The 17,630-nt window shown below is 61.6% G+C and carries 17 protein-coding genes; 11 read left to right on the top strand and 6 right to left on the bottom strand.

All coding sequences use genetic code 11. The annotated features are described in order from the left end of the window. Positions 1–48: 48 nt before the first annotated feature. Positions 49–1,581 carry an FAD-dependent oxidoreductase gene (locus tag RG2_RS20550; protein WP_033233805.1) on the bottom strand — a complete coding sequence of 511 codons (1,533 nt, stop codon included), beginning with the start codon at positions 1,579–1,581 and terminating at the stop codon, positions 49–51. 171 nt (positions 1,582–1,752) lie between these two features. Here RG2_RS20550 and RG2_RS20545 point away from each other — a divergent pair, with 171 nt between their 5' ends. The 8 genes from RG2_RS20545 to RG2_RS20510 all read left to right on the top strand — a co-directional run bounded on the left by RG2_RS20545 (position 1,753) and on the right by RG2_RS20510 (position 11,167). Further along, positions 1,753–2,364, top strand: coding sequence for a TetR/AcrR family transcriptional regulator (locus RG2_RS20545; protein ID WP_033233213.1), 612 nt, complete (start codon positions 1,753–1,755; stop codon positions 2,362–2,364). A gap of 180 nt (positions 2,365–2,544) precedes the next feature. Beyond that, positions 2,545–3,708, top strand: coding sequence for a steroid 3-ketoacyl-CoA thiolase (locus RG2_RS20540; protein WP_033233804.1), 1,164 nt, complete (start codon positions 2,545–2,547; stop codon positions 3,706–3,708). A 34-nt stretch (positions 3,709–3,742) separates the two neighbouring features. Continuing rightward, positions 3,743–5,923: an acyl-CoA dehydrogenase family protein gene (locus RG2_RS20535; RefSeq protein WP_033233212.1), complete on the top strand. Its 2,181-nt coding sequence runs from the start codon at positions 3,743–3,745 to the stop codon at positions 5,921–5,923. A gap of 7 nt (positions 5,924–5,930) precedes the next feature. Next, positions 5,931–7,133, top strand: coding sequence for a lipid-transfer protein (locus RG2_RS20530; RefSeq protein WP_033233211.1), 1,203 nt, complete (start codon positions 5,931–5,933; stop codon positions 7,131–7,133). Then, a complete protein-coding gene (locus RG2_RS20525) occupies positions 7,133–8,002 on the top strand; it encodes a MaoC/PaaZ C-terminal domain-containing protein (RefSeq protein ID WP_033233210.1) in 870 nt (289 codons plus the stop codon). The genes RG2_RS20530 and RG2_RS20525 overlap by 1 nt, the downstream gene beginning before the upstream one ends. Next, positions 8,002–8,652, top strand: coding sequence for a PaaI family thioesterase (locus RG2_RS20520; RefSeq protein ID WP_033233208.1), 651 nt, complete (start codon positions 8,002–8,004; stop codon positions 8,650–8,652). The genes RG2_RS20525 and RG2_RS20520 overlap by 1 nt, the downstream gene beginning before the upstream one ends. Positions 8,653–8,677: 25 nt before the next feature. Next, positions 8,678–9,466, top strand: coding sequence for an SDR family NAD(P)-dependent oxidoreductase (locus RG2_RS20515; RefSeq protein WP_033233207.1), 789 nt, complete (start codon positions 8,678–8,680; stop codon positions 9,464–9,466). 255 nt (positions 9,467–9,721) lie between these two features. Continuing rightward, entirely contained in the window at positions 9,722–11,167 is a 1,446-nt protein-coding gene (locus tag RG2_RS20510) for an aldehyde dehydrogenase (protein ID WP_033233205.1), read from the top strand. A 46-nt stretch (positions 11,168–11,213) separates the two neighbouring features. Here the strand turns inward: RG2_RS20510 and RG2_RS20505 are convergent, their stop codons facing one another. Next, positions 11,214–12,686 carry an FAD-dependent oxidoreductase gene (locus RG2_RS20505; protein WP_051730393.1) on the bottom strand — a complete coding sequence of 491 codons (1,473 nt, stop codon included), beginning with the start codon at positions 12,684–12,686 and terminating at the stop codon, positions 11,214–11,216. A 195-nt stretch (positions 12,687–12,881) separates the two neighbouring features. Here RG2_RS20505 and RG2_RS31890 point away from each other — a divergent pair, with 195 nt between their 5' ends. Together RG2_RS31890 and RG2_RS20500 are read left to right on the top strand one after the other, a co-directional pair. After that, entirely contained in the window at positions 12,882–13,022 is a 141-nt protein-coding gene (locus tag RG2_RS31890; RefSeq protein ID WP_165826230.1) for a hypothetical protein, read from the top strand. 523 nt (positions 13,023–13,545) lie between these two features. Continuing rightward, a complete protein-coding gene (locus tag RG2_RS20500) occupies positions 13,546–14,046 on the top strand; it encodes a hypothetical protein (RefSeq protein ID WP_033233204.1) in 501 nt (166 codons plus the stop codon). 121 nt (positions 14,047–14,167) lie between these two features. On the opposite strand, the gene RG2_RS20495 is transcribed toward RG2_RS20500, so the two are convergent. Further along, positions 14,168–14,425 carry a hypothetical protein gene (locus RG2_RS20495; protein ID WP_033233203.1) on the bottom strand — a complete coding sequence of 86 codons (258 nt, stop codon included), beginning with the start codon at positions 14,423–14,425 and terminating at the stop codon, positions 14,168–14,170. A 264-nt stretch (positions 14,426–14,689) separates the two neighbouring features. Between RG2_RS20495 and RG2_RS20490 the strand changes: the two genes are divergently transcribed. Next, positions 14,690–15,199 (top strand): nuclear transport factor 2 family protein, encoded by a 510-nt coding sequence (locus tag RG2_RS20490; RefSeq protein WP_033233802.1) that lies wholly within the window; start codon positions 14,690–14,692, stop codon positions 15,197–15,199. Positions 15,200–15,613: 414 nt separating this feature from the next. On the opposite strand, the gene RG2_RS20485 is transcribed toward RG2_RS20490, so the two are convergent. From RG2_RS20485 to RG2_RS20475, 3 genes are all read right to left on the bottom strand, one after another. Next, positions 15,614–16,984, bottom strand: a complete 1,371-nt coding sequence (locus RG2_RS20485; RefSeq protein WP_033233202.1) for a cytochrome P450 — start codon at positions 16,982–16,984, stop codon at positions 15,614–15,616. Between the two features lie 55 nt (positions 16,985–17,039). Further along, positions 17,040–17,255, bottom strand: a complete 216-nt coding sequence (locus tag RG2_RS20480; RefSeq protein ID WP_033233201.1) for a ferredoxin — start codon at positions 17,253–17,255, stop codon at positions 17,040–17,042. A gap of 32 nt (positions 17,256–17,287) precedes the next feature. Further along, the coding region (locus RG2_RS20475; protein WP_139278895.1) for an SDR family oxidoreductase at positions 17,288–17,630 on the bottom strand (343 nt) is incomplete at its 5' end.

Genomic DNA, 17,630 nt, shown 5'->3' with positions numbered 1-17,630 from the left:
AGTGGGGCAGGCGGTACGACATCGCCTGCCCCACTTGCCTGTGTTGTGCTACTTCGCCATATCCTGGGCTGCTCGGTAGGAGAAGACCATGGCCGTACCCAGCGGGACGCCGGGGCCGGGGTAGAAGCGGCCGCTGAGCGACGCGCTCGTGTTGCCTGCTGCGTAGAGGCCGTCGATCACGGTACCGTCGGCGCGCAAAACGTGGCCGTCGATGTCGGTGACCAAGCCGCCCTTGGTGCCGAGGTCACTGAGAACGATGCGTGCCGCGTAGAACGGGCCGGTCTCGATTGCGGTGAGTGCTGCGTTAGCGCCGCCGTTGGGCGGGCAGAAGAACGCATCGTAGGGATCTTCGCCGCGGTGGAACTGCTCGTCGACACCCAATTTTGCTGCGTCGTTGAACTTTTCGACGGTGCTACGCAGCGCGTCAGCCGGGATGCCGGTCTTTTCTGCGAGCTCTTCGAGAGTGTCTGCAGCAACCCAGGTTCCAGCCTCGAGGTGCTTGGCGGGAGGGGTGTTGGGGATGCTGATCGCGGGCAATCCGCCGCGTTCACGGGAATCGAAGATCATGAACGACGGTACGGCAGAACCATTGTCGTTGTGCGCGTCCATCGCGCGGCCGAACTGGTCGTACGGCAGCGACTCGTTGAGGTAGCGCTCGCCGGCCTTGTCGACGATCAGCCCGCCGCGGACACCGACCATGAATGCGGCGCTGCCGTCGGGCTGCTCGATGCCGGGGCAGAACCAGGCCTGATCCAGCAGCGCTGTTGCGCCGCCGACAGCAACGCCGGCACTGATCGCGTCGCCGGTATTCGCGCCGAACGGGCCCATGCTCCAGATGGCCTTGCCCGGGGTGCCTGACTGCTCGCGCAACGTGTCGTTGCCTTCGATTCCACCGGCCGCCATGAGCACGCCGCGGTTTGCCTTGATGCGCTGGGTTTCGCCACCGGATTCGACCTCGGCGCCGACAACGCGGCCGTCTTCGACGATCAAGGAGGTGAGAGTGGTTTCGGTGCGCAGATCGGCCTTGCCGGTGCTCTGAACGGCTGCGAGTAGACGGCCGATCAGTGCACGTCCGCCGATCATCTTGCCGGGCGCATGGCCCTGGCCGGTTCGGTCCTGATCGAGCTCGGGACGAACCAGTTCTGCGAGGTCGCCGATGTCAGCCGGGTCGAGATCGAGCGGGTTGATGGAGCGTCCCGTGTCCATCCGGCCTTCAGCCTTGTAGTAGTCGGGGAAAGCCCGGAACTCGAATTCGATGTTCGGGTTCTTCTCCAGTAGCGCGACGACAGCGGGGGCTGTGTCGACGTAGGCGTCCTGGCGATCGGACTCGGAATCACCGAGCAGTGAGCGCAGGTATGTGCGCGCGTACTCGGTGGAATCGGGCAGGCCGGCACGTTCCTGGACCTGAGTTCCCGGCAGCCAGATGGAAGCTCCGGAGTACGACGACGTTCCGCCGAAGCGGTTGGTCTTTTCGATCACGATGGTGCTCAATCCGGCAGCTGCGGCGGTATAAGCACCGGTCAGCGCGCCGCCGCCGGAACCGACGACCAATACGTCGCACTCCGTGGTCCAGTCCTGCATCATTGCGTCCTAACTCGAAGAGGGTGGGGCCTATACGCAATACCCAGTGACCCGCGTTGGCTATGTCAGGTCTCACTCAGCGGGCAATATGCCGACATGCGGGGATTGGGTGCGAGAATTGACTCGGTCGTCCGCGGCCGCTACACACTCACAGGATGATTAGGGGCGACGGTGCCGAGAATTGCCGAGGTCAGAGACGCGGCCGAGCCCAGTTCGGACGAGCAGCGGGCACGCCATGTTCGGATGTTGCAAGCTGCAGAAGAGCTGGCGACGGAGAAGGAACTTGCTCGCGTCCAGATGCACGAGGTCGCGAAGCGTGCCGGAGTCGCTATCGGGACGCTGTACCGCTACTTCCCGTCGAAAACTCACTTGTTCGTTGCCGTGATGGTCGAGCAGATCGATCAGATCGGCGACACCTTCACCAAGCATCAGGTGCAGTCGGCAAATCCGCAGGATGCCGTCTACGAAGTGTTGGTGCGCGCCACCCGTGGATTACTGCGTCGGCCGGCCCTCTCGACAGCGATGCTGCAATCAACCAGCACCGCCAACGTCGCAACAGTTCCCGATGCAGGCAAGATCGATCGGGGTTTTCGTCAGATCGTGTTGGATGCGGCGGGAATCGACAATCCCACCGAAGACGACAACACCGCATTGCGACTGCTGATGCAGCTGTGGTTCGGCGTGATTCAGTCCTGCCTCAACGGCAGGATCTCGATTCCCGACGCGGAGTACGACATCCGCAAGGGCTGCGATTTGCTTCTGGTCAATCTTTCGCGGCACTGACAGCGATTCGCCTCCGGGCGTTGAGCTTGTCTTATTCTCAAAATTGAAATGAATTCTAATTCAAGAAGCGTACTGAACGTGGACCGCCGCGTTGCTCTACTTAAATAAATAGAATACATTGCAGAAAAGTGATAGGTGAGCCAGCTCACCAACCGATATCTCTACGAAGGAGCGCTCATCATGGGCCATGCAGTCATCGTCGAAGCCGCCCGCACACCGATCGGCCGTCGTCGCGGCGCGCTGGCGGGACTGCACCCCGCCGAGATTCTGGGAGCAGCGCAGCTCGGAGTTCTCGAACGGGCAGGCGTCGCCCCGGAAGACATCGGACAGATCATCGGCGGCTGTGTCACTCAGGCGGGCGAGCAGTCCAACAACGTCACGCGTCAGGCATGGCTGCACGCCGGACTGCCGTACAGCACCGCGGCAACCACCATCGACTGCGCCTGTGGATCTGCCCAGCAGGCAGTGCATTTGATTTCCGGCCTCATTTCCTCGGGTCAGATCTCAGCCGGTATCGGCTGTGGCGTCGAGGCTATGAGTCGTGTGTTCCTGGGCCAGGCAAATGCGCCCGGAACGGGAAACCCGTACCCGGACGACTGGACGATCGACATGGGCGACCAGTTCACCTCTGCGCAGCGAATTGCCGAGAAGCGTGGCATCACGCGCGCCGACGTCGACGCATTCGGTCTCGAGTCGCAGCGCCGCGCAGCCCAGGCGTGGGCCGAAGGTCGCTTCGACCGTGAAATCGTGCCCGTCAAGGCTCCGGTCGTCACCAAGGAAGGTACGCCGACCGGCGAGATCGCTACGGTGACCCGTGACGGCGGCCTTCGCGAGACCACTGCGGAAGCGCTCGCCGGACTCAAGCCGGTCATCGAGGGTCATATCCACACCGCCGGCAACTCGTCGCAGATCAGCGACGGAGCCGCAGCAGTGCTGCTGATGAGTGAAGAGCGCGCACAGGAACTGGGCCTCAAGCCCCGCGCGCGGATCATCGCATCCGGCATGGTCGGATCCGATCCCTTCTACCACCTGGACGGACCGATCGAGTCCACCCAGATGGTGCTCGACAAGGCCGGAATGACCCTGAACGACATCGATCTCGTCGAAATCAACGAGGCTTTTGCCTCCGTCGTCCTCTCCTGGGCGCAGGTCCACGGGGCAGACCTGTCCAAGGTCAACGTCAACGGCGGCGCAATCGCTCTGGGACACCCCGTCGGTTCCACCGGTGCTCGCCTGATCACGACGGCGCTGCACGAACTCGAGCGTTCCGACAAGTCCACGGCTCTGATCACGATGTGCGCCGGTGGAGCTCTCTCGACCGCCACCATCATCGAACGCATCTGATCCGTACTCACACTTTCGAATTGACGAGGTAGACATGACTATTGGATTGAGTGAAGAAGATCGCGACCTCCGCGATTCCGTACGGGGCTGGGCCGCGCGCCACGCAACGCCGGCCGTCATCCGCGAAGCTGTCGAGGCCAAGGTCGAGACCCGCCCGCAACTCTGGGACGGGCTTGCCGAGCAGGGCCTTCTGGGTCTGCACGTAGCCGAGGAATTCGGTGGCGCCGGATACGGATTGGTCGAACTTGCGATCGTCGTCGAGGAACTGGGGCGTTCGATGGTTCCCGGCCCGTTCCTGCCGACCGTGCTGGTCAGCGCAGTCCTCAGCGACGCCGGAGTCACCGCGCCGCTTGCCGGCCTGGTCGACGGCAGCACACTCGGAGCTGTTGCCGTGCAGCCCGGTTCGCTGAAGATCACCCGTGACGGTGACACCGCTACCCTCAGCGGAACGTCGAGCCACATCCTCGGCGGACATGTCGGCGACCAGTTCCTACTCGCCACGGACAGCGGTTTCGTTCTGCTCGGACGCGACCGGCTCGAGGTCACCGACTTGGCCAGCTACGACGTCGTGCGTCGTAATTCCGAGGTCACCGTCGACGGACTGGTGCTCACCGCCGCCGAGATCCTCGACATCGACAGCCAGCGTGTACTCGACATCGCCGCAACCCTGTTCGCGGCCGAGGCGTCGGGTCTGGCCGACTGGGCGGTGACCACTTCTGCCGACTACGCGAAGGTGCGTCAGCAGTTCGGGCGCCCGATCGGTCAGTTTCAGGGTGTCAAGCACAAGGCTGCCCGGATGCTTGCTCTTGCCGAGCAGGCCCGCGTCTGTGCTTGGGACGCAGCGCGTGCGCTGACGCCCGCAAACGGAGTCGGTGCCGAAGAGGCTTCTCTCGCAGCAGCAGTCGCCGGAGCCACGGCCCTCGAAGCCGGTTTCTCCGTCACCCGTGACTGCATCCAGGTGCTCGGCGGAATCGGCTACACGTGGGAGCACGACGCGCACCTGTACCTGCGTCGCGCGCAGTCCCTGCGGATTCTGTTGGGCTCCACCGCTTCTTGGCGCCGCCGCGTCGCCGCGCTGACCATTGCCGGCACCCGCCGCGTGCTCAGTATCGAATTGCCGCCGGAGGCCGAGGCGATCCGCGCCGATGTTCGCGCTGAACTCGCTCCGGCTCTCGAACTCGAAGGCGCCGCGCAGAAGACGTACCTCGCGGAAAAGGGCTACACCGCACCGCACTTCACGGCTCCGTGGGGCAAGTCCGCCGACGCCGTCAGCCAGCTCGTGATCGCCGAGGAACTGCGCGCGGCGAAGATCAAGCCGCACGACATGATCATCGGCAACTGGGTCATCCCGACGCTCATCGCGCACGGCAACGAAGAGCAGCTTGCCAAGTTCGTCCCACCGTCACTGCGCGGTGATATCGTCTGGTGCCAGCTCTTCTCCGAGCCGGGCGCAGGTTCCGACCTCGCAGCTCTGAGCACGAAGGCCACCAAGGTCGACGGTGGCTGGAAGTTGCAGGGCCAGAAGGTATGGACGTCGATGGCACGCGACGCGCACTGGGGCATCTGCCTCGCCCGCACCGACGCCGACGCCCCCAAGCACAAGGGCCTGTCCTACTTCCTCATCGACATCAAGAACAGCGGCCTCGACATTCGCCCGCTGCGCGAGATCACCGGTGAAGCACTGTTCAACGAAGTCTTCTTCGACGACGTCTTCGTTCCCGACGAGTGCCTCGTCGGCGGGCCGGGCGACGGCTGGAAGCTCGCTCGAACCACGCTGGCCAACGAGCGTGTCTCGCTGTCGAACGACTCCTCCCTGGGATCGGGCGGCGAGGCACTGCTGAGCCTGGTCGACGGACTGCCAGGCGGTATCGACGACGAGCAGTTGACGGTACTCGGAAAGGTGCTGTGTGACGCGCAGTCCGGCGGTTTGCTGGGTCTGCGGACCACGCTGCGCTCGCTGTCCGGTGCGCAGCCTGGTGCGGAGTCCTCCGTTGCGAAGCTCATCGGTGTCGAGCACATCCAGCAGGTGTGGGACGTGGCCATGGAGTGGGCCGGACCGAGTTCGCTACTGGGCGACCAGCATCGGATGTCTGCAACTCAGATGTTCCTGAACTCGCAGTGCATGTCCATCGCGGGTGGTACAACGAATGTTCAGCTCAACATCATCGGTGAGCGAATCCTGGGTCTACCTCGTGACCCCGAACCGGGAAAGTGATCTGCACATGAGCAATCGCACATTCGTCATCGGCGTGGGTATGACCAAGTTCGAGAAGATCGAGACCCGTGACTGGGAATACCCGGACATGGTGACCGAAGCTGTCACGAACGCACTCACCGATGCAGGGATCAGCTACGACCAGATCCAGCGCGCTGCAGTGGGTTACGTGTTCAACGCGTCGACAGCGGGCCAGCGTGCCCTGTACGAAACAGGTCTGTCCGGTATCCCGATTTTCAACGTCAACAACAACTGCGCCACCGGTTCGACGGCGCTGATGATGGCTCGCGAGTGGGTCCAGGCCGGACAAGCCGACTGTGCACTGGCCGTCGGGTTCGAGAAGATGACCAAGACGGCACTGACCGGCAACGGTGAGATGCCCAAGGTCACCACCTTGGACTCGCAGTTGAAGATCATGGTCGAGGATTACGGGTTCGCCCGCTCGCCGATGACAGCTCAGCTGTTCGGTAATGCTGCCGTCGAGCACATGCAGAAGTACGGCACCACGGTCGAACAGATCGCTGCCGTCGCGGTCAAGAATCACAAGCACTCGGTCAACAACCCGTATGCGCAGTTCCGTGACGAGTACACCCTCGAACAAGTGCTCGAGGACAAGATGATCCATGCGCCGCTGACACGTTCGCAGTGCTCGCCGACCTCGGACGGCGCCGGTGCTGCCGTCGTCGTGAGTGAGAAGTTCGTCCGTGAACACGGACTCGAGGACCGTGCGATCGAGATCGTCGCTCAGGCAATGACCACCGACACCGAGGCAGCGTTTGCCGAGAAGTCGATGATCGACGTGGTCGGCGCTCCGATGACGGCTGCGGCCGCCGGGCAGGTCTTTGCCGAAGCCGGCATCAGCATCGACGACGTCGATGTCATCGAACTGCACGACTGCTTTGCGATCAACGAGATCATCACCTACGAAGGTCTCGGAATGTGTGCGGCCGGTGAAGGCGGCAAGCTCGTCGAATCCGGTGCCACGACGTACGGCGGCCAGTGGGTCGTCAATCCGTCTGGCGGCCTGATCTCGAAGGGCCACCCGCTAGGTGCCACCGGGTTGGCGCAGTGCGCCGAACTGACGTGGCAGCTCCGCGGTACCGCAGATGCCCGTCAGGTCGAGGGCGCTCGAATCGGATTGCAGCACAACCTCGGACTGGGCGGCGCGTGCGTCGTGACGGTCTACCGAGCCGGAACTTTGGAGAACTGATGGCTATCGATCTCGAGGTGGCATTGGCCGCCGAACCGACTGTGCGCGAAGCGTCATGGACTGACCGCGACGTCATGCTCTACCAGCTGGGCCTCGGAGCGGGAGTAAATGCTCTGGATCCTGCCGAGCTCACCTGGGTGTACGAAAAGGGTCTGAAGGTTCTTCCGACCTTCGCGATGGTTGCGGGTCAGGGCATTTCGGCAGGCGTACTGCCGCCCGCGGCGATGAACATGCCCGGCATCGACATCGATCTGCGCAAGATCCTGCACGGCGGACAGTCGCTGACCCTGCACGCGCCGATCCCGTCGACGGGTACTGCGCGCATCTCCACTCGCATTGCCGATGTGTGGGACAAGGGCAAGGCTGCCGTCATCGTGCTCGAGACTGCGGCCGCGGACTCCGACGGTAATCCGTTGTGGACCACCGGAATGCAAATCTGGGCCCGCGGTGAAGGTGGATTCGGTGGAGGCGCCGGCCCCGAGGTTGTTGCCGGAGTTCCCGATCGTGCGCCCGACGCCGTGCTCACCTCCGCAACCAGCTCGTCGCAGGCGTTGCTCTACCGGCTCAGTGCAGACATGAACCCGCTGCACGCTGATCCGGCATTCGCGAAGATGGCCGGCTTCGACGCACCGATCCTGCACGGCCTCGCGTCGTACGGCATCGTCTGCAAGGCCGTCGTGGACGGTGTGCTCGGCGGCGACCCCTCTCGGGTGAAGAACTACTCGGTGCGCTTTGCCGGTTCGTTGTTCCCGGGCGAATCCATCACCACGTCGGTGTGGCAGGACGGCAACACCCTGACGCTGGCTGCAACCTGCCCTGAGCGCGAGAACTCCCCGGTTCTCACGCACGCCACAATGGAGATCAACTGATGACCGTCGGAACCCACCCCACTGCCGCAACACATCCGGGCGGAACGGTTCTGACGTCGCCGCCGCAGGATGCTCCCATCGATCGTGCGACCGAGGCGGCGCGCAGGCTCATCGACGCGCTACAGCGCACTGACCGCGACAACGCAAACCTCGATCGAGTTGCCGAGGAACTCAACAGCATCGTCGCTCACCTCGAGCAGCATGCGCCCGAGGTCGAAGAGCGATTGATCGACATGTGGAACGGCGAAGGCGTCACTCGTCACGACCCGGTGACCGGTCGAGAAAACGCCATCGCACCGCCGGTGGTTCTCGAAGGACTCGAAGACGGTTCTGTGCAGGGCGTTGTCACGTTGACCTTGCCGTACCAGGGCCCTCCCGGCCACGTGCATGGTGGCGTGTCGGCGATGCTGCTCGATCACGTCCTCGGTGTCGCGAACGCTTGGGGTGGAACAGCCGGTATGACAGCACAATTGAGCACGCGCTACCACCGTCCGACCCCGTTGTTCGTGCCCTTGACCATCAGCGGCAAGTTCATCTCCAAAGAAGGCCGCAAGGTTCACACGGTGGGCGAGATCAGGACGCCCGACGGTGAAGTGTGCGTTTCGGTCGAGGGTCTGTTCATCGACAAGACAATTCCGCGCCCCAGGTAGGGGTTCTGACGAAGGAGGAACCCCAGTGGGGAAGCTCGACGGACGCGTAGCTGTTGTGACCGGCGCCGGCATGGGCATCGGACGTGGTGTGGCAGGTGCCTTCGCGCGTGAAGGCGCGTCGGTGCTGGTTGCCGAGATCGACGAGGCGGCCGGCCTCGAAACCGCCCAGTGGTTGCGCGACGAGTGGGGCGCGGAAGCAGAATTCATCCGCACCGACGTCACCGACAAAGCTCAGGTTCTTGCCATGGTCGACAAGGCCGTCGAGCGGTTCGGACGCCTTGACATCCTGGTCAACAATGCTTGGCGGACTTTCGGTTTCGCTCGGCTGGAGAAGATGACGGACGAGCAGTTGCGCGGCGGTTTCGACATGGCAGTGATGGCCGCTTTCTGGGCCATGCAGGCTGCGTTGCCGGAACTCGAGCGTCACGGCACCGGCCGCGTGATCAACATGTGCAGCCTCAACGGCGTGAATGCTCACATGTACTCGGTGCAGTACAACGCGGCCAAGGAAGCGCTGCGGACACTGACTCGCACTGCTGCCCGCGAGTGGGCTCCCAAGCACGTGAACTGCAACGTCATCTGCCCCGGTGCGCAGAGTGCGGCGTATAAGCGTGTTGCCGAAGCTAATCCGGAGAACGTGGCCGTCATGGCCGCGCAGAATCCGATGGGGCGGATCGGCGATCCCCTCGACGATATCGGCCCCGTTGCAGCCTTCCTGGCAAGTGACGACAGTCGTTATGTCACCGGCAATACCCTCTTCGTCGACGGTGGTGGGCACATCAACGGTGTGCAGTGGGCGCCTACCGTGGACTGACTTTCGCCTGCATAGACACATGTGGCTCGACGCTGATTCAGCGTCGAGCCACTGTGCGTTTGTAGGCCTTGTCCCGTTCCTGCCGCGAGTACCCGAAACAAACGACGTCCTTGACAGCGCCTCGTGGCTCACCGATAGTAGTCAAACGAACGATCGCTAACCTGTCGATTGCAGGTTGAGGCTTCACGGCGTTGCAGTGGCGTCTGCGATCGATCGCTCAGGCTATTCTTCCGAGCTGAAAGTACCGAGGCAGACATGGAAATCGAGCATTCGACTCTGTTCATCGACGGCGAGTGGGCAAAGCCGGCGACTGGTGGTGCGATTCAGGTATTCTCGCCAACTACCGAACAGTTGTTTGGCATTTTTCCGGAATCCTCGACGGCAGATGTCGACTCGGCCGTCGCTGCCGCAGGCCGAGCACTGCGCTCCTCGGAGTGGGCAAACCTGGACGGATCCGATCGCGCCGCGATTCTCGACAGGTTCGCGGATGCTGTCGAACGGCGATCGGAGGAGCGAGCTTCGCTGGTCAGCCGGCAGAACGGTATGCCGATCACGCTCGCCCGGTTTGCTGAGGGGGACGCCCCGGTGCAGCTGCTGCGCTACTACTCCGATCTGATTCGTTCGTCGTCGGTCGAAGAAGTGCGTCAGAGTCTCTCCAGTGCCGGTACGACGATCGTTCGCAAGGAACCGGTCGGCGTCGTGGCCGCGATTGCGCCGTGGAATTACCCGGCCATCTTGTCGATGTTCAAGATCGCTCCTGCACTGGCCGCCGGTTGCACGGTAGTGCTCAAGCCTTCTCCCGAAACGACACTCGACTCCTACCTCCTGGCGGAAGCTGCCGTCGAAGCCGGCCTGCCTGCAGGTGTTCTCAATATCGTGACCGGCGGCCCCGACGTCGGTCAGTATTTGGTGGCCCACCCAGGCGTCGACAAGGTTGCGTTCACCGGTTCGACACCTGCCGGTAGGCACATCGGTCGAGTCTGTGGTGAACTTCTGCGTCCCGTCACCCTCGAACTCGGCGGAAAGTCAGCCGCGTTGATCCTCGACGATGCTGATATCGAAACGACCGTGGCAGGCCTGGCCACGGCGTCTCTGCTGAACAGTGGTCAGACGTGCTACATGTCGACGCGAATTCTTGCACCGGCCAATCGGTATTCCGAATTCCTCGATGCGGTGACTGCAATGGCGGCGTCGCTGCCGATCGGTGACCCCGCTGATGCCGGTACCTTTGTCGGCCCCTTGGTCAGCGAGCGTCAGTACAAGCGAGTTCTGTCGATGATCGACGCGGGAAGTGCCGAGGGCGCAACGGTCACGACAGGTGGCAAGCGTCCTGCGCACCTCGATCGTGGATGGTTCGTTGAGCCGACAGTATTCGGCAATCTGAGCAACGACGCGAACATCGCGAAGGACGAAGTGTTCGGGCCGGTTCTGACCGTGATCCCCTACAGCAACGAAGCCGACGCCATCGCGTTGGCGAATGATTCCGAGTACGGCCTCGGCGGCACGGTGTGGACTGCCGACCGCGATCGAGGGATCGACGTGGCCCGGAAGGTGGAAACAGGTTCCTTCGGAGTGAATACCTATGGCCTGGACTGGGGTTCGCCCTTCGGCGGGGTCAAGGCGAGTGGGGTAGGCCGTGAATTGGGGCCGGAAGGGCTCGCGTCGTACTACAGCCTCAAATCGATCTTCCTGCCGGAGTAGCACTGATCGAATGCCCCGGAGTGCCGAACTCCGGGGCTGCGGTTGTCTATCGGCCGGCCGCCGAGATACCGGCTCTGCGGCCGAAGAAGGTGCCGTCTCCCAACGAGGTTCCGCTGATGTATCCCCAAGAATGCAGGCCTGATGTTGCTCGGCCGGCCGCGAACAGTCCAGGGATAGCTTCCCCGTCCAGATTGAGGACCCTGCCGTCGACAGTGGTCCACAGACCGCCGGTGGTAAACACCTCGGCACCGCCCCCATTCGATGCGCCAAGCTCGGGAGGCGCCATCCCGCGTCGAACATCAATTGCCGCGTAAGGAGATTGGAGCGGACGCAACCAACGCGCAGATTTGTGGAAGTACGGGTCGACTCCATCTGCTGCATGCTTGTTGTACTCACCGATCGTGGTGACCAACGCTCCTGCGGGCATCCCGATTTCTTCCTCGAGTTCTTCGAGGGTTTCGGCCACATAGTGAGGCTGCACCCCCCAACGTTCTACTTCGGGGACTTCTTCGTACGCCTGCTCATCGAGGATTACCCAGACATCGAGACCGTGTCGGTACAACGCAGCCTGCCCAACCAAGCCGGGATATACATCCTCGTTGATGAAGCGTTGCCCCACGTTGTTGACGATCATGCCGCGCACCATCATTGCGGGAACCAGCGTGATTCCCACCTGGCCGGCAGACATGTGTTTGACGGCAGCTCCGACTGCCTGGGCGATAACGATGCCCCGACCGTCGTCGCCACCATCACTATTCACGCCCAATCCCACAAGCTGTGGTGCGTGTTGAGCCACCATCTCGGCATTGTCGGCGAAGCCACCTGTGGTGAGAACAACCCCGCGTCGCGCGCGGTATGTGACCGTCTTGCCGAAACTACGTGCACTGACCCCAACGACGCGAATGCCGTCCATGATGAGGCGTGTGGCGTATGTATCGGTGTGTACGCCGATATTGTGTGCAGCCACCTGTTCGGAGAGCTTTGCCATCAATACCTTGCCGCCGAAGCCGTCAGCGGTGACGCGGTGACCACGCGGAGCTGGTTTGGCGAGTTCGTCGTAAGGCCAGCTGTTTTCGCCCAGCCACATCAAACCGTCATCAGTAGGTGGCACCCACGTAGGAGAATCCCACAACGACGGTTTGAACGGCACACCGTGATCGACCAGCCACTGGTAGTGCTCCAAACTGCCATGGGCGTAGGCATCGATTTTCTCTTTGTCTGCGTCCGGCCCGAGCGCAGCCATGAGGTACGCCGCCATATCTTCGGGAGTATCGGAGAATCCGCATGCACGCTGAGTTTCGGTGCCGCCGCCGAGATAGATTTCGCCACCGGACAGTGCGGACGACCCGCCTCCACCGCTTGCCCGTTCGAGCAGAATCACGTCACTGCCACGAGCGCAGGCCTCCAACGCTGCCGCTGCACCCGCGCAGCCGTATCCGACGACGAGGACTTCGGTTTCGTGGTCGAAATTCTCTACATCGTGGATATTCAGTGGGGCTACGGGATGGCGCGCACTCATAGAAGATCTCCAGTTCAGTTGTGTTTTCCGCACGCTACGGTCGCTCGTAGTGCTGGTGAAGTGCTTGTGCCATCCAGCGGGAGATGTCGGGTCTGAGTAGATAGCTCGGCAGCCAGTCGGCTGACTCGCAGAGGCCCGGCGACGTATCCTGAATCCAGAAATCGAGAACTCCGTATTGAAGAGACGAGGCTCGGGATGTCCGATTGGGTGAAGAAGATCGAGGCCGAGGCCAAAGGTCTGCTAGCCGAGGCAGAAGAAGAGCTGACGGTGTTGGAGGGCGTCGACACCATCGATCCTCTTGCCGAGCAAGGTGAAGACACGCCCACATCGGATTGAGCCTCGAGTACGCCAGGGTCCGTCAGAACGGTGGCGGGTCGTTGCCCTGGTTGGTGCGCTTTTTGGGGGGAGATCGGAAAGGCTGCCCAGAAAGTCCAGAACTGTTACATCCGGCTTACTCGCGCCCACGCAGCCCGCCAGTCCACTGAGAGCGATCACTCGTGCAGTGTCGACGACACTGAATCTGACTGACGTCGAGTGGGGCTCTGTGAATTGCGTGTTCGCTCCAGCCCAACGCTGCGCAATGTCTTCGTCGGTTGTCTCAATATCGTTATCTCATGCGCCGGAGTTGGCGCAGAGGTTGCCGTCTTGGCCGACGCCCGTCCACACCCTGCGTACTCGTGCGGGACCCATCGCCTCGACGAAGAAGACTTGAGCTTGCGATTGTCGTGTCTCGATCTCGATCGGGTTCCGTCGGGACAGTTCCTTCACTTGTATTAATTAGTTATAGTGTTTTTGTCATTGGGGTACGTCATATCCGCGCTCTGTTGGCTAGCGGCTGGAACGAGTAGGGGTGAAGACAATGGGCGATGGCACGACAGCATTGGTGGGAAGGCTGGTTATCGACTTACCCACGTCCACGGTGACTGTCTGTAGCGCTGCGGCGAGCATTCTCGGGGAAACGTTCGTCGAATCGGTGGAACGTCAGGTCAACCAACCCCGGCGTGGTCTGCGTGATGTGCGTCCAGAGGTCGCCGCCGCGCTCAGTGCGAAGCACTGCAATCACGTAGTCCTGCGGCGGCGCGATGGAATACTGCGAGAGCCGGTAGTGATGGCTGTTGAACCAGCCAACGGCCAATCTGCCCTGATCGTCGCTCACATAGTGGATCACAGCAGGGACGAAGACTTGGCCGCCGCGGACCAGGCGGTCCTCGTGGATCTTTTGGCGGATGGTGGTGCAGATGGAGCCGCCAGACTCGTCGGTGCGGTCGCCGAGCGGTATGGCGTAGACGATTACACTGCGTCGGCGATCCTGCGATACAACGCAGAGCGGTCTCTGGAGAAGTCGAATATGACGGTTTGATCTTGCGCGACTGGGCTTGGTTTGCCGCCTAGTTGGGCATTCCCCTTGCTTTTGATCGCGAAGGTCTCCTCGAGAGCTTCGTCATTGGCTCGATACGCCACCTACCCGCTGTCGATTGCTCCTAATTCTCAGTTGCGGCTTCGCCGGACGTGGTGAACCTTGACTCGCCTCGGGTCTGAGCGAGGATGTTCGAAAGACTCCGGACTTCCTCTTCCAGTATCCCAACAGCGGAAACAAGCGACGACAGTACGGATACAACCGCTCCGTCGGCCAAACCTTCGTAGACGTAATTGTCCACAGCTCGGTCGAACTCGCGAGCGATGGCAACACTCATGCTGGAGCCCGACGTGAGCTCGTCACGTAGATCAGCTGCAATCACGAGGAATTCCTTTCGTTGAAAATTAATCCTTGTATTTTAAGTTTAGCGTTTCGAGTGTCGGGATGTTGGCATTCCACGACAGTGAAGGCAGAGCGATGGCCAGGGCTCGTTCGTTAGGTTGTATCTAGCCTTGGCCTTTCGCGTGATTCGGCGGTCGGGTGGAATGTCGTACCGGCCACCGGAATCCGTGAAGGAACCGGGTGAGAGATTTGGGTAGGCTAAGACGAGTTTCTCACTTTACATCTAGCGGGAAGAGTGCTCACCGTGGTTTCAACCGAATCGAACGTCATCGCCGAGTTGGCGGCCAGACAGCAGATCGCCGAATCGCTGTACTCGTACTGCCGTGGGCTCGATCGAATGGATCGACCGCTGGCCGACAGTGTCTGGCACCCAGACGGTACGGCTGACTACGGTCCAGGATATCGAGGCAGTGCAGCGGGGTTTCTCGATTTCGTGTGGGCTTACCACCTCAGGTTAGAGTCGCATTCCCATATGGTGAGCAACACCATCATCTCGGTCGATCTGAATTCGGGCACGGCGAAGAGCGAATCGTATGTCGCCGTGTGGTTGCGGTCGGCACCGTCGGGAGGAACGGTCACCGATGTGTTTCACCGCGGCCGATACGTCGATCGATGGTCTCTGCGCGAAGACTTGTGGGCAATCGATCATCGGATCTACGTTGCAGACCTCATGCATGAGACGTCGAATCAAGCGGGACCTGAAACCTGGGGGCGAAGGGACACCACAGACCCGAGCTACCAGGTTCTGGGCTGACGCAGCTATATCTCCGACGGTGACTAGGAGGATCAGATCTGTGCGACAGCAACGTCGGTCCGACATGACGGGCTACCTTGGTGACGACTCGGTTCACAATTGGTGTGTCCCGCCAGCGGACAGCGCTCTGCGGACAGTGCTGCGGGAAACTTCACTTCACGCGAGCGACTGCTCGAGCTCACTTCGATGCAGGCGCCGGCCTCGTGCCCAATCCTTGACGAAAAGGCTTCCTTAATCCCTCCCGGCTCGCCTGGAGCTAGGAGGGACAAGGGGGAGTTGCGTGAACTGTCGTAACTTGATCAGTTTTTCATCACATCGAGCCGGATCACTACTCACATCCCCAGCCCAGTCCATTGGTGTAATGCGGCAGGGAGATACTCGGAACAAGACTCCCTACCGCAACACCGCACGTTCTCAGTCGCCGACCTTCGCCGCTTCTCTCCGTGACACCACAGGTTCTGCCAAGCTCTGCTCGATGACTATCTTCTGCACTCGATCGATGGTCTCGGCGAAGCCGGGACCGAGCCGTTTGCCGGGTGTGAACGTTGCGGGCATGTTCACCAGTCCGTTGATCTGCCCTACGGACTCGTAATGCACAACTTTCTCCGAGTCGACGACGAAGTCGGGCATGCGTTCGAGCACCGCGGTCAACATCCGCTTGAAGAGGACGCGAGCGACGTTCGAGCCGATGCAGCGGTGGATACCGAGTCCGAACGCAGCATGACGGTTCGCACCGCGGTCGAAGTCCACTTCATCCGGGTTCGGGAACACATTAGGCGATCGGTTTGCCATCGCCCATGAGATCCAAAGGCGCTCGCCCTCTTTGAACTCGACGCCGTTGATCTCGATATCCTGGCTGAAGGTCCGCGCGTCGCCCTGTGCAGGGGTGAAATAGCGGAGGAATTCTTCAGTCGCCGGGTCGAGAAGAGTGTCGATCTCGTCGATGAGACGAGTTCGCTCTGCCGGATGCTGAGACAACCACAGGATGGACTGACCGGTCAGTGCGGTTGTGGTGTCGAACCCGCCGCCCACCAGCAGCATCGCTGTGCCCGTGACCTCCTGGTCGGTGAGGGGCTTGCCTACGACGGTTGTCTTCACGAGAGCGTCCATCAGGCCTGGTCGGGGATTCGCGCGCACCTCGGGCACCGCCGCGGTCAGGGCGGCACGGCTGTCCATGGCCATCTGCGTCACCCGTTCGTGGTCGGGCGAACCTGGCGGGGTGTACATCAGCGCGTGAGCGGGTTCGTTGTGAATTTCCCAGTCGGTGAGCGGCAGGCCCAACATGCCCATGGTCACGACCGCCGGAACGACGTTCGCGAGGTCGTGGACGAAATCGATACTGCCGCTTTCTATCTTGTCGTCGATGCACGCACGAACGAGGTCGTCGATGACCGGAATCCACCGTACGACGGCGGCTGGTGACAAGTAGGGGTTGAGCGTCTTCCGGAAGTCGGTCTGTTCCGGCGGATCCAGCTCGAGGAATGACGGAGTGTCGTACGGGCCATAGTCATACGCCGGGATGGAGATGCCCTTGTACCCGTTCTTGCTGCCGTCGGCGTCCCGGAAGTTGGTTACCGCGTCGGATCGGCGAGCGAGTGCGAAAACCTCGTCCATTCCGCTGGCAACCCAGTGGTCTTCGTATGAATCAGTCCACGCGATCGGACACTTCGCATGAAGCTCGTGTGTCTTCTCCGCGAACTCGATACGAAAGTTCGGCCCGTGGCGTTGATAGTCGATCGGGCACTTCTTCAGGTTTTCGACATTGCGAACATCGTCTGCTGTCATGATTGCTCCGGGTGCGATCGAGGCGCTCTTACGCAGCGCCAGAGGATATTACGGTTCAGGCTTCCTGAATTGCATGCTCGGAGATCTCGACGATCGCGCGCTCCGGGCACGAGAGCATGGCCTCGCGCGCGACGCCCTCGAGTTCGGCGGGGACGTCACCGTCGATCGCGTAGGCGTGCCCGTCCTCGTCCCTGAGTTGGAAGAGGTCGGGTGCGACCATCGAGCAGATTGTGTGTCCCTGACAGATGTCCTGGTCGACATGAATTCTCATGGTGCATCTCCTTCGGAGCTGTCGGTGGGTGTTTACGGGTGGAAGGAATGCATCTTCAGGTAACCGCCCGCATCGACCCGCATCTGAGTGCCGGTGACGTAGCGTGCTTCATCGGAGGCAAGGTAGAGGACGGCGTTGCTGATGTCGACAGGCTCGACCCACGGAATCGGCATCGCCTGCTGAACATGGAAAGGGCCGACAGCATCGTCGAGAGTCGGGCTCTCGAGATCCGGACGGAAAATCTTGTACATCGCCTCGCTCTGCAGCATGCCGGTGTTGCAGTTCGTCGGATGGACGATGTTCGCACGAATCATCTGAGGTGCGAGAGCGCGCGCGATTTCGTGAATGTACTGCGAGAGCATCATTTTCGCGACT

Origin of the sequence: Rhodococcus globerulus NBRC 14531 (assembly GCF_001894805.1) — a bacterium.
GTDB classification, from domain to species: Bacteria; Actinomycetota; Actinomycetes; order Mycobacteriales; family Mycobacteriaceae; genus Rhodococcus_F; species Rhodococcus_F globerula.
The sequence above is the reverse complement of the archived record's forward strand: the minus strand, read 5'-3'. Positions and strand labels throughout refer to the sequence as shown.

What these genes read in the sequence shown, in the direction of transcription:
- RG2_RS20550 (WP_033233805.1), bottom strand. Translation starts at nt 1,581, where the DNA reads ATGCAGGACTGGACCACGGAGTGCGACGTATTGGTCGTCGGTTCCGGC.
- RG2_RS20540 (WP_033233804.1), top strand. Translation starts at nt 2,545, where the DNA reads ATGGGCCATGCAGTCATCGTCGAAGCCGCCCGCACACCGATCGGCCGT.
- RG2_RS20535 (WP_033233212.1), top strand. Translation starts at nt 3,743, where the DNA reads ATGACTATTGGATTGAGTGAAGAAGATCGCGACCTCCGCGATTCCGTA.
- RG2_RS20530 (WP_033233211.1), top strand. Translation starts at nt 5,931, where the DNA reads ATGAGCAATCGCACATTCGTCATCGGCGTGGGTATGACCAAGTTCGAG.
- RG2_RS20525 (WP_033233210.1), top strand. Translation starts at nt 7,133, where the DNA reads ATGGCTATCGATCTCGAGGTGGCATTGGCCGCCGAACCGACTGTGCGC.
- RG2_RS20520 (WP_033233208.1), top strand. Translation starts at nt 8,002, where the DNA reads ATGACCGTCGGAACCCACCCCACTGCCGCAACACATCCGGGCGGAACG.
- RG2_RS20510 (WP_033233205.1), top strand. Translation starts at nt 9,722, where the DNA reads ATGGAAATCGAGCATTCGACTCTGTTCATCGACGGCGAGTGGGCAAAG.
- RG2_RS20505 (WP_051730393.1), bottom strand. Translation starts at nt 12,686, where the DNA reads ATGAGTGCGCGCCATCCCGTAGCCCCACTGAATATCCACGATGTAGAG.
- RG2_RS31890 (WP_165826230.1), top strand. Translation starts at nt 12,882, where the DNA reads ATGTCCGATTGGGTGAAGAAGATCGAGGCCGAGGCCAAAGGTCTGCTA.
- RG2_RS20500 (WP_033233204.1), top strand. Translation starts at nt 13,546, where the DNA reads ATGGGCGATGGCACGACAGCATTGGTGGGAAGGCTGGTTATCGACTTA.
- RG2_RS20485 (WP_033233202.1), bottom strand. Translation starts at nt 16,984, where the DNA reads ATGACAGCAGACGATGTTCGCAATGTCGAAAACCTGAAGAAGTGCCCG.
- RG2_RS20480 (WP_033233201.1), bottom strand. Translation starts at nt 17,255, where the DNA reads ATGAGAATTCATGTCGACCAGGACATCTGTCAGGGACACACAATCTGC.